The organism is Pseudomonas sp. B14-6 (genome assembly GCF_013260315.1).
Taxonomy (GTDB): domain Bacteria; phylum Pseudomonadota; class Gammaproteobacteria; order Pseudomonadales; family Pseudomonadaceae; genus Aquipseudomonas; species Aquipseudomonas mandelii.
In genome coordinates this window covers 1425043-1438812 of record NZ_CP053929.1, presented here as the reverse complement: position 1 = coordinate 1438812, position 13770 = coordinate 1425043, and the positions used below count along the sequence as shown (strand labels likewise).

Sequence of the window (13770 nt, the reverse complement as noted above, 5' to 3'; positions counted from 1 at the left end):
CTCGTTTGTACAATCGATGGGCGACGTTTACGCGGGTCCATCTTTGGCGAGCGGTTTGGCGCGAGCCAGGGCGATGAATGCCTTGATCGCGGCGGAGGGGTTGCGGCGGTTAGGGTAGTACAGGCAGAGCTTGTCTCTGGGCGGCGTCCAATCGTCCAATACCCGCTCGAACTGTCCGGCCTCGATTTCATCCCGAACGTCCTGCTCCATGAAAAAGCCGAGCCCCATGCTTTCCTGCACCGCTGCTTTGACGACGCTCGGTTCATCAAGCGTGAGCGGCCCGCTCACATCGAGCCTGGTCACTTCTCCATCTCGCTCGAAATGCCACGGGAAAATCGCCCCATTGGGCAGACGGACACGCACGCACCGATGGTTGAGCAGATCAGGCGGTGTCCGTGGCCTGCCGTATTGGTCGAAGTACGCCGGTGTACCGACCACGGCGTACCGTTGCGGCAGGCCGAGGGGGATCACGATCATATCGCTCGGCACGAGGCTCGCGGAACGTACGCCGAAATCGAAGCCATCAGCGACGATATCCACCAGGCGGCCTTCGGTGACAAGGTCGATGTGTACCTTCGGATGATGCCGCAAGAATTCCACCACCAATGGCAGGAGTGCTGCGCGAGCAGCGCTGGCGAACGCATTGATGCGCAGCGTACCCGAAGGGCCGGCATTGTGGGATCGCACCGCGTCGAGCGCCGCGCGCAAATCCTGCAGCGCCGGCCCCACCTGCTCCAGAAAAATCCTGCCGGCCTCGGTGACGGCCACGCTGCGGGTCGTGCGATTGAACAACCGCGTTTCGAGGCTTGCTTCCAGTTTAGCGATGGTGCTGCTTAACGCGGTGGTTGAGACATTCAGATCGATGGCGGCTTGTCGAAACGAAGCCCTGCGGGCAACCGCTATAACGGCGTCCAGCTCGCTCAGGCCTAAACGAGGGTCTGACATGAATTGTCCTGGATTATGGGATAGGTCATAAAGTTTATCCCAGTTGAGCAAACTATCAGTCAGGTCGCAAGATCACTCCAGGTAATCCATCCAGGAGATCAACAAATGAGCCTTAAGCTTCCCGTCGCCGTTGAGACGTACTTCGATGTCAGCAATGGCGGCGACCTATCACAACTTGCGAGCTGCTTCTGCTCGCATGCCAGGGTGTTCGATGAAAACAAAACGCATGAAGGCATTCAGGCCATCGAAGTCTGGCAGAGGGAGGTCCGGCGGGCTTTCTCTTTTGACGTTCAACCTCTGCAGGCAATGCAGGGAGAGGGCAGGCTGACCGTCATTGCACGGCTTACCGGCCATTTTCCCGGTAGCCCGGTTCAGTTGAGTCACGTCTTCACGCTGGAGAGCGATCGCATAGCCTCCTTGGAGATCACGCCATGCTGAACCTTGGCTTGAGTGGTAAGCGAGTCCTCGTCACCGGAGGCACCAAGGGCATCGGGAAGGCCGTCGTCGACCTGTTCCTGGCCGAGGGCGCGAAGGTGATTACCTCTGCTCGGGAGCCAAACAGTGCCCTGCCGGATGGCCTGTTGGTTCTGGCTGATCTTTCGACCCGGGAAGGCTGCGATGCAGTCATCGCCGCGACCCGACAGCGACTGGGCAGTGTGGACATCATCATCCATGTCCTGGGTGGTTCGTCGGCACCTGGCGGTGGCTTCGCTGCACTGGACGAAGAGCAGTGGCAACGTGAGCTCAATCTGAATCTGTTTCCGGCCGTGCGCCTGGATCGTGCCTTGCTCGCGGATATGCTGGGGCGAAAGGAAGGGGTCATCCTCCACGTGACCTCCATCCAGAGTCGGCTGCCTCTGCCGGACGCTACGACAGCCTACGCAGCGGCCAAGGCTGCGCTTTCGACTTACAGCAAGAGTTTATCGAAAGAGGTTTCGCCCAAAGGCGTCCGTGTTGTCCGGGTTTCGCCGGGCTGGGTTGAAACCGAAGCCTCGGTCGCATTGGCCGAGCGACTCGCGCAGGAGGCAGGGACTGACTATCAAGGCGGCAAGCAGATCATCATGGAAGCACTAGGGGGCATCCCGCTCGGGCGCCCATCGACGCCGTCAGAGGTTGCCGACCTGATTGGCTTTCTGGCTTCGCCTCGAGCTTCATCTATCACGGGCAGTGAGTTTGTCATCGATGGCGGAACGGTGCCGACTGTCTAGCCGTCTTTTTCGCGCGAATGTGCCGAATGCCGAAACCAGCGACCAGCGCGTGTTCACTGCCGGTGGACATTTGGCGGATGTCCGCTTGGCCGTTAGCTGCATTTCATCATTGGCAGCTACCGACCCCGGCATTCGCCCCCTCGGAATCGGGCATCGGGACGGGACAATTTGCCTGATTGAGCTACTGTCTAATCACATTACCGCAGGCCACAGCGCTATGAGCAATTCGGATTCTTTGCCTCCCGTCCCTGAACCGGGCCGGATTGCACGTCGCGGTGTCGGTAACGAAACCGGGTGGGGTCGCTGGCTTCCTGGACTTCGCACGCTACGCGGGTACCGGGTTGCCTGGTTGCGTCACGACATCATGGCCGGGTTGGTGCTCACCACGATGTTGGTGCCCGTTGGCATCGCCTACGCCGTGGCATCGGGCGTGCCCGGCATCTATGGCCTCTATGCGACCATCGTTCCTCTGATCGCTTACGCGTTGTTTGGGCCCAGCCGAATTCTGGTGCTTGGCCCGGATTCTTCACTGGCCGCCGTTATTCTCGCGGTCGTCCTGCCCCTTTCGGGCGGCGATCCACAACGCGCCATCGCACTGGCGGGCATGATGGCGATCGTTTCAGGAACCGTGTGCATCCTGGCGGGCATCATGCGCTTAGGGTTCATTACGGAGTTGCTGTCCAAACCGATCCGTTACGGGTACATGAACGGCATCGCGCTGACTGTACTCATCAGCCAATTACCCAAGCTCTTCGGTTTTTCGATTGAGTCAGACGGCCCGCTGAGAAACATATGGGCCGTCGTCACCGCGGTGATGGAAGGAAAGACCAACTGGACCGCGTTCATGATCGGCGCAGCCACCTTGATCGTGATCCTGCTACTCAAGGATTACAAACGCGTGCCGAGCATCTTGATTGCAGTGGCAGGCGCCACTGTCGTTGTCGGTATGCTGGACCTTGGTACACGCGCGGGGGTGTCGGTACTCGGTTCGCTTCCACAAGGTTTACCGGAGTTGACCATCCCCTGGATCACCCGAGCCGATATTATCCCCGTGCTCATCGGCGGCTGCGCCGTCGCACTTGTGTCGTTCGCCGACACCAGTGTGCTCTCTCGTGTCTATGCAGCACGGACCAGAACCCACGTCGATCCGAACCAGGAGATGGCAGGGCTCGGTTTTGCCAATCTGGCGGCCGGATTTTTTCAAGGCTTTCCGATCAGTAGCAGTTCCTCTCGTACCCCTGTCGCCGAAGCTGCGGGCGCCAAAACCCAGTTGACCGGCGTTGTCGGCGCATTGGCCGTGGCCCTGCTGCTGATGGTGGGGCCGGACCTGTTGCAGAGTTTGCCCAGCAGTGCATTGGCAGCGGTGGTGATCGCGTCGGCCATCGGTCTGATTGAAGTCGCTGACCTGCGACGCATTTATCGCATCCAGCGCTGGGAGTTCTGGTTGTCGATCGTCTGCACTGTCGGAGTGGCTGTGTTCGGCGCAATCGAGGGCATCGGTCTGGCCATCGTGGTCGCCGTCATCGAATTTCTGTGGGATGGTTGGCGGCCGTATTCCGCAGTGCTGGGACAAGCCAAGGGGGTCAAGGGCTACCACGATATCCAGCGCTATCCCGACGCAAGCCTCATCCCCGGCCTGGTGCTGTTTCGCTGGGATGCGCCGTTGTTTTTCGCCAACGCCGAACTGTTCAATGACCGCGTGCTGGACGCAGTGGCGGCATCGCCAACGCCCGTGCGCTGGTTAGTCGTTGCAGCGGAACCCGTCACCAGTGTCGACGTCACTTCTTCCGACATGCTATTGGAGTTGGACGAAACCCTGCGCGCCGCAGGCATCAAGTTGTGCATGGCCGAGATGAAGGACCCGGTCAAAGATAAGCTGAAGCGATTCGGTCTTTTCGCGCGACTTGGCGAAACGGCATTCTTTCCCACCATTGACGATGCCGTCGACAGCTACCTGGTGATCCATTCGAGGGATGGGGCAGGGCAGGACGAGACACGCTGAGTCGCGATCGTGCTCGAGCGACTGCTATTGGGCCTGCAGCAGTCGCTTGCGAGTTGCAGAATCGGCGATAAGCGGTCCGCCTGCGTCCAGGGTGATGCCTCTGCATGCAGATAGGATCTCTGCCTATCGGCACTCCGACTTCCGCTACGACCTAGCGATTTGAAATAACTTGCAAACCTTGCGGGATTGAGAAACCCCACACGCCTCTCTAGATTTGAACTCGCAATGCCGGGCCCCTCTGACAGCTAACCGCTGCCATGTCGGAGTTGCAGTTTGTATAACTTCGACACCTAGAGGAGGGGCTTATGACTGCCCTGGAACCGTTCTTCCTGGCCGAGTTTCTCGGCACCGCCACTTGGTTGTGGCTCGCCTTTATCAGCATCGTAATAGGCCTGTTGGTGTTCGACCTCGGGGTGCTGCACCGTGAGCAGCGAGAAATCGGTGTTCGTGAAAGTCTGCTGCTGTCTGCCGGCTATATCACGGCCGGTTTGCTGTTCGGCCTCTGGGTCTGGCAGATCAAAGGCGGTGACGCCGGGATGGATTTCTACACCGGCTTTCTGATCGAGAAATCGTTGTCGATGGACAACGTATTCCTGATGGCGATGATCTTCAGCTTTCTCGCAATCCCCCGTAAGTATCAACACGAGGTGCTGTTCTGGGGCATTCTCGGTGTCATCGTGCTGCGCGCGATCATGATTGGCCTGGGGGCGGCGCTGATCGCCGAGTTCAGCTGGATTCTCTATGTGTTCGGCATTTTCCTGCTACTGACCGGCGTGAAGATGCTGTTCAGCAAGGTCGATGCCCACCCGAACCTCAGCGAAAACCTGCTGGTGAAGTTTCTGCGCAAACACATGCGGGTGACCGAGCGACTGCATGAAGGGCGCTTCTTCGTCCGCCAGGCGGACGCCAGCGGCAAGTCCGTGGTCTGGGTGACGCCGTTGTTCCTGGCCCTGGTGCTGATCGAGTGTGCCGATCTGGTGTTCGCCGTGGACAGTGTGCCGGCGATCTTCGCCATCACCCAAGACCCCTTCATTGTCTACACCTCCAACATCTTTGCCATCCTTGGTCTGCGTGCGTTGTATTTCGCTTTGGCGGCGATGATTCACCGTTTCGCCTACCTCAAGTACGCGCTGGCACTGGTGCTGGTGTTTATCGGTGCCAAGATCTTCCTGGTCGGCATCATCGGCAAGATTCCCGCGGTCATTTCCTTGAGCGTGACCCTGGGGTTGCTGCTGAGCGGTGTGCTGCTGTCGCTGTGGAAAACCCGCGATCAGGCCTCTGCTGGCCCGCAGGTGTAAATCCCCAAAGGTGGCGGCCAGCACCGCTTGTTCGCCTCAGTTTCAACCGAAACTGACGCCCAAATCCGTCGACCACTGGGTGTCAGTGTCGGTGTCCTGGGCCGGGTTCAAGACGGGCGGTTCTGGCAAGAGCAGTGGCAAGGCGCACATAAACGTAGCGCCTTGTCCCTTGATACTCGTGGCCCAGATCCTGCCGTCATGAAATTCGATGATCGAGCGGCAAATAGACAGCCCCATGCCCAGCCCTTCAGCCTTGGTGGTATAGAACGGGTTGAACAGTAACGGCAAATCGGCGACATCAATGCCTTCGCCGCTGTCATTGACTTCAATGATCACTTCGTTGCGCTCAACCCTCGTGCAAATGTTCAGCGAGCGCGCTCCTTCACTCAGATTGCCCATGGCCTGGCAGGCGTTCATGACGAGATTGATGATGACTTGTTGCAACTGCACGCGATCGCCATTGATGCGAGCGTCGGCGGCATCCAGCAACAAATGCTGTTTGATGTGTTTATGACTCATCTCATGCTGAACCAGCAGCAGAGTGTCAGTCACGATTTTGTCGAAGGCATGATGTTGACGTTGTGGGACGCACTTCTTCGACAACGCACGGATGCCAGTGATGGCGTCACTGGCGCGCATCGAACGTTGCGCCCCGGTCAGAAAAGCCTGATTGCGGCGCAATTCATTGGTCGATGGTCACTATCCAGATCGAAAAAACATGCGCCGACATGAACAGCAGGGTGATGTAGAGCACGGCATGCGAGAGATCCGAGTCAATCAAAAGATTGATGACGGAGATAGTGGCGATTGTTGAACCGCAGGTCGGGGCGAATGTAGCGCAGGATCAACTAGCCAAACCCCAGCGCCAGGAAGCCATAGACACCGAACAGGGCAGCGTGGGCATGTAGCGGGGTGGTGTTCAAACCTTGTATGTAGAACAGCGCGATTGGCGGGTTGATCAGGAAACCGAAGACTCCGGCACCGAGCATGTTCCAGAAGGTGCAGGCCACGAAAAACTGTAATGGCCAGCGCACGCGTTCCATCCACGGGGCGCGGTCGCGCAGACGCCCGTTTTCCCCAGGCCAACTCAGTTTCCCACTCAAGTCGTTGGTTTCGACTACAGTGGTAAGACTCTGCATAAAGCCATAACAAGACGGAGAGTTTTCCATGCGAGTAACCAGTCGCTTTAGCCTCTTTGCGGCCACCGCTGCGTTGACAGTCTCGTGCGCAGCTAACGCCGCACCTGTGTTCATAAATATTCTTACCGGTGGGACTAGCGGGGTTTATTACCCCATTGGGGTTGGGCTGTCACAGATATACAGCGATGGGATACCGGGGGCGAAGACTTCCGTCCAGGCGACCAAAGCCTCGGTGGAAAATCTCAACCTTTTACAAGCTGGTCGTGGGGAGCTCGCTCTGGCGCTTGGGGACTCTGTGGCTGATGCAAAAAACGGAGTGGAAGATGCCGGATTCAAGGCCCCGCTGACAAAGTTGCGAGCAATTGCAGGCGCCTATCCGAACTACATTCAAATTGTTGCGAATAAAGAGTCCGGCATCAAAACCTTGGCGGATTTGAAAGGGAAAACCATCTCCGTCGGCGCCCCGAAGTCCGGTACCGAACTGAACGCACGTGCGATTTTCAAAGCGGCGGGATTGACGTACGAAGACATGAGCAAAGTCCAATACCTACCCTTCGCGGAGTCGGTAGAGCTGATCAAAAACCGTCAGTTAGATGCCACGCTTCAGTCCTCGGGGTTAGGCATGGCTGCCATCCGCGACCTTTCCTCAACCATGCCATTGAACTACGTCGCGATCCCTCCTGATGTGGTTACGAAAATCGGCAATGCCGCTTATCAGCCTGCACAAATTCCAGCCAACACCTATGACGGACAACCTGAGCCAGTGCCTACTGTGGCGATCACTAATATTTTTGTGACACGCGAGGACGTCTCAGAGGATGTTGCCTACCAGATGACCAAGCTGATGTTCGAAAACCTCACTCGCCTGGGTAATTCTCACTCAGCCGCCAAGGACATCAAGTTGCAAAATGCTGCCAGGAATCTACCCATTCCACTTCACCCCGGTGCCGAGCGCTACTACAAGGAAGCTGGAGCGCTGTAATCCAAAAATGCGCCACGGGGATGGTCGCTAGAGCGATAGAGCGGTTCGTACCCTTCTATGTAGTTTTGAGGCAGGTACCCAATGAGCGAAGATCATCATGGCATCGCCGCCAACCCACGCGACTGGCCTAAGACGCTGTTCTACGTGGCGTTGTTGTTTTCTGTTTTCCAGATTGTTACCGCTGCGTTTGCGCCTGTTTCCAGCCAGGTGCTGCGCGCGGTGCACGTTGGTTTCCTGTTGTGGGTGGTGTTTCTGAGTTACCCGGCGTATGGCAGAGCACGTCCTTGGCAGCCGCTGGCCTGGATATTGAGCCTCGCGGGGATTACCACTGCTTTGTATCAATGGTTCTTCGAGGCGGATTTGATCCAGCGTTCAGGTGACCTGACTACAGCTGACATGGTGGTTGGGCTGGTATTGATCGCCTTGGTGTTTGAGGCGGCGCGTCGGGTGATGGGGATCGCTTTGCCTGTCATCTGTGGTTTGTTTCTGGCCTACGGTCTATTGGGTGAATACCTGCCAGGCGACCTGGCTCATCGAGGCTACGGATTCGATCAAATCGTCAACCAGTTGTCATTCGGCACCGAAGGTCTCTACGGCACACCAACTTACGTTTCCGCTACCTATATTTTCCTGTTCATTTTGTTCGGGTCCTTCCTCGAACAGGCGGGAATGATCAAATTGTTCACTGACTTCGCGATGGGATTGTTTGGCCACAAACTCGGGGGCCGGCAAAAGTATCGGTCGCGTCATCGGCTTTGATGGGGACGATCACAGGCTCAGGCATTGCGAACGTTGTCACAACCGGGCAGTTCACGATTCCATTGATGAAGCGCTTCGGCTACAAGGCAGCATTTGCTGGTGGCGTAGAGGCGACTTCGAGCATGGGCAGCCAACTGATGCCGCCTGTGATGGGGGCTGTCGCGTTTATTATGGCGGAAACAATTAATGTCCCGTTTGTAGAGATCGCCAAAGCTGCGTTAATTCCAGCCATCCTGTATTTCGGTTCGGTGTTCTGGATGGTTCACCTTGAGGCAAAACGCTCCGACCTTAAGGGATTACCCAAAGACCAATGCCCCAGCGCATGGGGTGCGGTAAAGGAAAGCTGGTATTTGCTGATTCCGCTTTTTGTCCTGGTCTACCTGCTGTTTTCCGGACGTACTCCGCTGTTCTCCGGAATGGTGGGTCTGGCGCTAACAGCCATCGTTATTCTCGGTTCGGCAATCATTCTTCGGGTGTCCAGTTTCGCGTTGCGGTGTGCGTTCTGGATCGCGCTTGGTGTCCTCTGCGTCGGTTTTTTCCAGTTGGGTATTAGCGTGATCTTTGCGGTGATCGCCACGTTAGTGGTCATCTGCTGGTTCATTCAGGGAGGCCGAGCAACCCTGAGTATTTGCCTGCATGCGTTAGTCGAAGGTGCTCGCCATGCTGTACCGGTCGGGATTGCTTGCGCGCTAGTGGGAATCATCATCGGCGTAGTGTCATTGACGGGGATAGCCTCGACTTTCGCTGGTTACATACTGGCCATCGGCAGGGATAATTTGTTGTTGTCACTCATACTGACGATGATTACCTGCCTTGTGTTGGGCATGGGTATCCCGACGATTCCCAACTACATCATTACCAGTTCGATTGCAGCACCTGCTCTGCTTGAGTTGGGTGTGCCGCTGATCGTGTCGCACATGTTCGTTTTCTATTTCGGAATTCTTGCAGACCTTACGCCACCGGTTGCCTTGGCATGCTTTGCCGCAGCGCCCATCGCCAAGGAAACAGGATTCAAGATCAGTCTGTGGGCGGTTCGTATTGCATTGGCTGGCTTTGTCATTCCGTTCATGGCGGTCTACAACCCTGCGCTCATGATGCAAGGCGACAATTTGTGGATGACGGCTTATATGTTGGTGAAGACAGTGTTGGCCGTTGGCCTCTGGGGAATGGCGTCCACAGGTTATCTGCAACAGAAGATGCCGATTTGGGAGCGTGTATTGAGTTTCGCCGCAGGTGCTTTGTTGGTCGTTGCGCTGCCGTTGACTGACGAAATCGGTTTCGTGCTGGGTGTGTTGATAATACTTCAGCATGTCTGGCGATCTCGTCGTGTCAGACCGGCCATCGCATGATTGGCTTGTGCCTGGGTTTGGCCGGCGTCGCCTGGGCCCAACTCCCTGTTTCAAGCTTTACACTGGCTTGGAACCACTCAATTGAAAAAATTCGTTGGGAAGAAGACTACCGAGTCTCGGAGCAGGGACTTGTGCTCACCGAGGCCAGGGTCAAAGGGAATGGCGCGGGTATGGAGATTCCCCGGAGGCCAGGTTGGAAAAAGGCAGTTGGCACTTTCAACGTCACCTGCCGCCTTTGCAGCCTCTGAGTCTGGGACGCACCCCGCAAGCAGGTGACTACCAGTTATGCTTCCAACAGCAATGTCATGAGATGAGCGAGTGGCTAGGGCCACCCGTCAGCAACCCGGCCTCAGTGGATCTATGGAGTTGCTGGACGGACTCAGGACAACACTAAGTGGCCGGGGTAGCACAAACGTGAAAGCCCTGTCCGGATACGAACGTCCAGTACCCGGACAGGGGAGGCATCAGCTCATGCCCAGCCAGTTTGGTAAAGCCAGGGAGATCCAAGGCACGTAGGTAATCAGGATCAGGAACAGGAACAGTATCATCAGCCAAGGCATGGCGGCTCTGATGGTTGCCGGCAGTGTCATACCCGTCACAGCAGAGGTCACGAACAGGTTCAGACCCACGGGCGGCGTGATCAAGCCGATCTCCAGATTCACCACCATAATGATGCCCAGGTGAATGGGATCGATACCCAGCTTCATGGCGATGGGGAAGAGGATCGGTGCCAGGATCAGGATGATGGCCGAAGGTTCCATAAAGGCCCCCGCAATCAACAGCACAATGTTCACCACCAGCAGGAACATCATCGGTGTCAGACCCGCCTCTATCACCCACACGGTGATCTGTTGCGGTAGTTGCTCGGTGGTCAAAACGTGCGCGAAGAGCATGGCGTTGGCAATAATGAACATCAGCATGATGCTCAGCTTGGCCGAGTCCAGCAGGACCTTTGGCGTTTCGCGGAACGTCAGGTCTTTGTAGACGAACAAGGCGATGAAGGCCGAGTACACGGCCGCCACCGCCGCAGCTTCGGTGGGGGTAAACATCCCGGAGTAGATACCTCCCAGGATGATGAACATCAGCAGTAGACCCCAGATCGCCTTGCGTGCCGTGCCAAGCCATTCACGGAACGTCGCGCGCGGCATGGCGGGCAGCTTTTTCTTCACGGCGACGATGTAGATCGCCACCATCAGCGCCAACCCCAGCAGCAGGCCTGGTAACACGCCCGCCATGAACAGTTTGCCGACAGACGTTTCGGTCGCGGCGGCGTAGACCACCATGACGATCGAGGGTGGAATCAGGATGCCCAGCGTCCCCGCGTTACACACGATCCCCGCGCCGAAGGCCTGCGGATAACCGGAGCGGACCATGCCGGCAATGGCAATTGAACCCACCGCCGCCACAGTGGCTGGGCTCGATCCTGAAAGGGCAGCGAACAACATGCACGCCAACACGGCAGCGATAGCCAGACCACCACGAATATGACCGACACAGGCATTGGCAAAATCAATCAGCCGCCGAGCGACGCCACCGGTGGTCATGAAGGCCCCCGCGAGCAGAAAGAACGGGATGGCCAGCAGCGTGTAGTGCTCCGACGTTTCGAACAGTTTGATCGCCAGTGAGCGCACGGAGTCCGGGCTGAAAAAAACGATGGTCAGTGAGCCTGCCAACCCGAGGGAGATAGCAATGGGAACGCCGATCAACATCAGCACGAACAATGATGCAAAGAGGAAGGCAATGGTCATGACTTGTCATCCTCGTGTTCGGTCAGCTTCAACGCATCTGCGGCTTCATCAGCCAGGCCCAGGCCGGTCTGCCTGTTTTGCAGGATGCGCACGAGAATTTCAGCGAAACGGATGAAAACCAAGGCGAACCCTACGGGGACGATCAACCCGATGTGCCATTGCATGATCCCGTACTGGCCCAGGTCTTCGGCGCCAATTTGGGCAATCATCAGGGTCTGGATCCAGCCAAAACTGGCGATGCTGAGCAGCCCGGCATAAGTCAGGCAGAAAAGGCAGGCGATGATGCCAATGAACCGTTGCACCGGTTTACTGGCCAACTTGACCAGGGCGTCGACGCCGATATGGCCTGCGGTGCGCACGCCGTACGACAGCCCGAAAAATATCAGCCAGCCAAACAGGGCCTTGGTCAGTGAGGTGCTCCAGGTCATGGCTTGCGCCATACCCATGACGCCGTCGCCGATGGCGAACAGCGATTCGCTGGCGCTTTCCCAGCTCTCGGCGAGACGGTAGAACAGGGTGTAGAGGTTGTTGAGGACAACGTAGACGAATGTTACCAACGTCATGGCCGCCAGAAGGAAGACGATGAAGCCTTCCTCGAAGTGTTCCCAGATGCGCCGAAGAGCATTCATGGATAGCATCTCCTGTAGCGGATGGCAGGCAGGTGCTGCCAAGGCGGCAACACCTGTCGTCCACCGATCATTGGGCCTGGTTGGCAGCTTCAGCCGCGGTGATCAGCTCGGCGCCGATATCGCCTTCGAACTTCTTCCACACGGGCTTCATCGCAACGCGCCATTGGTCGCGCTGCTCAGGTGTCAGGATGATGATCTCGGTGGTCTTGGCCGCAATGATGCTCTGCTTGGCGTTCTGATTCAGCTGCTCGGCCTCTTTGTTCACATGGGCGGTGACTTCGACGAGGATCTTGTCCAGCTCGCCACGAAGCTCTGGCGATAAACCATTCCAGAATTTGGTGTTGGTGATCAGCATGTAGTCCAGTACACCGTGGTTGGATTCGGTGATGTACTTCTGTACTTCATGCATTTTCTGACTGTAGATGTTCGAGTAAGGATTCTCCGCTCCGTTGACAACACCGGTCTGCAAGCCTTGATAAACCTCGGCGAAGCTCATCTTGCGTGGATTGGCGCGTATGACCTTGAACTGTTCCTCTAGCACGGCAGAGGCCTGCACCCGGAACTTCAACCCACGGGCATCACCCGGCACTCGGAGCGCTTTGTTCGCGGACAGTTGTTTCATCCCGTTGTGCCAATAGGCCAGTCCTGTGATGTTTTTGTCTTCCATTGACTTGAGCAGTCCCTGGCCCTGCGGGCTCAGCTGAAAGCGGTCAACGGCAGAGATGTCATCAAACAGGAAAGGCAGGTCGAACAGTTGAACGGTCTTGGTGTAGTGCTCGAACTTGGCCAGCGACGGTGCAATCATCTGTACGTCCCCGAGCAGTAAGGCTTCCATCTCTTTGCCATCGCCAAACAACGAAGAGTTGGGGTAGACCTCTACTTTGACCTTGCCGGGCAAGCGTTCTTCCACCAGTTTCTTGAACAGCAGGGCGCCTTGGCCTTTGGGAGTCTGCTCTGCAACGACGTGGGAGAATTTTATAATCACCGGATCAGCAGCCATGACCGTGCTCATGGTGCCAAGGGCAAGGGCGCAGGCGAGTGCTTTCCACATGGGTTTGAACATGGGGGGAATTCCTCTTGTTTTAGTTTTTCGTGCGATTCCATGCTCTGAAAAGCATGCGCACGGCGGACAAGAGCAAGTCTAGGCAGAAAACCGCCATTTGAAAGGCGATGACTGAATGTAGTTAGAAATCTTGTCTGTAAGAGGGGGGCCGCCTTCGGAAACACTCTCTTACAATATTAACGCTTGGCGTAAATGCGCTAAGGGTTAGCGGCGTGTCGTGTTTAATCGGCTTCGGTGATTTCAGCGTTGTTATCCGGCGTTTATCGCATGGTCAACGTCAACTGATACGCCCCCTGGGCCCGGTTAGTACGGGTGATCGTCACGACGCCACTGCCCACTTCAAGTTGCACGTTCTCGCCTTTCAGTATCGATTCGTCAATCTTATGCGGTATTGATAAGCCCAGCGCTCTCACCGAGAGGCGCTTGGTGGCTTTGATCATTTCACGCTTGGCATCATCGGCGAGAGAGGGCGACGCGATATCGATGATCAGACTGAGATGTTCAGGTATGTGGTCGGCGCCTTATGCAACAAATCTAATAGTATTGCCGCTAGTACTGTCGGCGCTGATATCCCGTACAGGACTCGAACAACCTTCCGTCCCATCCGCGCTGGTCGACCATGTGTTCGCGCGCAGTCGAGTATCGCTG

General features: G+C 56.8%; 11 protein-coding genes and 2 pseudogenes. 7 read left to right on the top strand and 6 right to left on the bottom strand.

What is annotated here, in order from left to right:
- Positions 1-27: 27 nt before the first annotated feature.
- The gene (locus tag HP062_RS06535; RefSeq protein ID WP_172791099.1) at positions 28-945 is read right to left on the bottom strand and encodes a LysR substrate-binding domain-containing protein; all 918 of its coding nucleotides are present in this window, start codon (positions 943-945) and stop codon (positions 28-30) included.
- A gap of 105 nt (positions 946-1050) precedes the next feature.
- On the opposite strand from HP062_RS06535, the gene HP062_RS06530 reads away from it, so the two are divergent.
- From HP062_RS06530 to HP062_RS06515, 4 genes are all read left to right on the top strand, one after another.
- Entirely contained in the window at positions 1051-1383 is a 333-nt protein-coding gene (locus HP062_RS06530) for a nuclear transport factor 2 family protein (protein ID WP_172791098.1), read from the top strand.
- A complete protein-coding gene (locus HP062_RS06525; RefSeq protein ID WP_172791097.1) occupies positions 1377-2153 on the top strand; it encodes an SDR family oxidoreductase in 777 nt (258 codons plus the stop codon). The genes HP062_RS06530 and HP062_RS06525 overlap by 7 nt, the downstream gene beginning before the upstream one ends.
- A gap of 217 nt (positions 2154-2370) precedes the next feature.
- On the top strand, positions 2371-4155 hold the full coding sequence (locus HP062_RS06520; protein ID WP_102594145.1) for a SulP family inorganic anion transporter: 1785 nt from the start codon (positions 2371-2373) through the stop codon (positions 4153-4155).
- Between the two features lie 305 nt (positions 4156-4460).
- A complete protein-coding gene (locus tag HP062_RS06515) occupies positions 4461-5453 on the top strand; it encodes a TerC family protein (RefSeq protein WP_154912139.1) in 993 nt (330 codons plus the stop codon).
- 42 nt (positions 5454-5495) lie between these two features.
- Here HP062_RS06515 and HP062_RS06510 read toward each other — a convergent pair whose 3' ends face one another.
- Both HP062_RS06510 and HP062_RS06505 read right to left on the bottom strand, forming a co-directional pair.
- The gene (locus HP062_RS06510; protein ID WP_256666109.1) at positions 5496-6134 is read right to left on the bottom strand and encodes a sensor histidine kinase; all 639 of its coding nucleotides are present in this window, start codon (positions 6132-6134) and stop codon (positions 5496-5498) included.
- A gap of 167 nt (positions 6135-6301) precedes the next feature.
- Entirely contained in the window at positions 6302-6592 is a 291-nt protein-coding gene (locus HP062_RS06505; RefSeq protein ID WP_256666108.1) for a cbb3-type cytochrome c oxidase subunit I, read from the bottom strand.
- Between the two features lie 28 nt (positions 6593-6620).
- Between HP062_RS06505 and HP062_RS06500 the strand changes: the two genes are divergently transcribed.
- The 3 genes and pseudogenes from HP062_RS06500 to HP062_RS06490 all read left to right on the top strand — a co-directional run bounded on the left by HP062_RS06500 (position 6621) and on the right by HP062_RS06490 (position 10076).
- Positions 6621-7574, top strand: a complete 954-nt coding sequence (locus tag HP062_RS06500; RefSeq protein ID WP_102594149.1) for a TAXI family TRAP transporter solute-binding subunit — start codon at positions 6621-6623, stop codon at positions 7572-7574.
- Between the two features lie 81 nt (positions 7575-7655).
- Positions 7656-9682, top strand: a pseudogene (locus tag HP062_RS06495) (TRAP transporter permease).
- A pseudogene (locus tag HP062_RS06490) lies at positions 9679-10076 on the top strand (DUF1850 domain-containing protein). The pseudogenes HP062_RS06495 and HP062_RS06490 overlap by 4 nt, the downstream one beginning before the upstream one ends.
- 70 nt (positions 10077-10146) lie before the next feature.
- On the opposite strand, the gene dctM reads toward HP062_RS06490, so the two are convergent.
- The 3 genes from dctM to dctP form a co-directional block, all read right to left on the bottom strand.
- A complete protein-coding gene (dctM, locus tag HP062_RS06485; protein ID WP_010460767.1) occupies positions 10147-11430 on the bottom strand; it encodes a C4-dicarboxylate TRAP transporter large permease protein DctM in 1284 nt (427 codons plus the stop codon).
- Positions 11427-12059: a TRAP transporter small permease gene (locus HP062_RS06480; protein ID WP_172791096.1), complete on the bottom strand. Its 633-nt coding sequence runs from the start codon at positions 12057-12059 to the stop codon at positions 11427-11429. Before HP062_RS06480 ends, dctM begins: the two co-directional genes overlap by 4 nt.
- 67 nt (positions 12060-12126) lie before the next feature.
- Positions 12127-13122, bottom strand: a complete 996-nt coding sequence (gene dctP / locus HP062_RS06475) for a C4-dicarboxylate TRAP substrate-binding protein DctP (protein ID WP_010460763.1) — start codon at positions 13120-13122, stop codon at positions 12127-12129.
- Positions 13123-13770 lie beyond the last annotated feature (648 nt).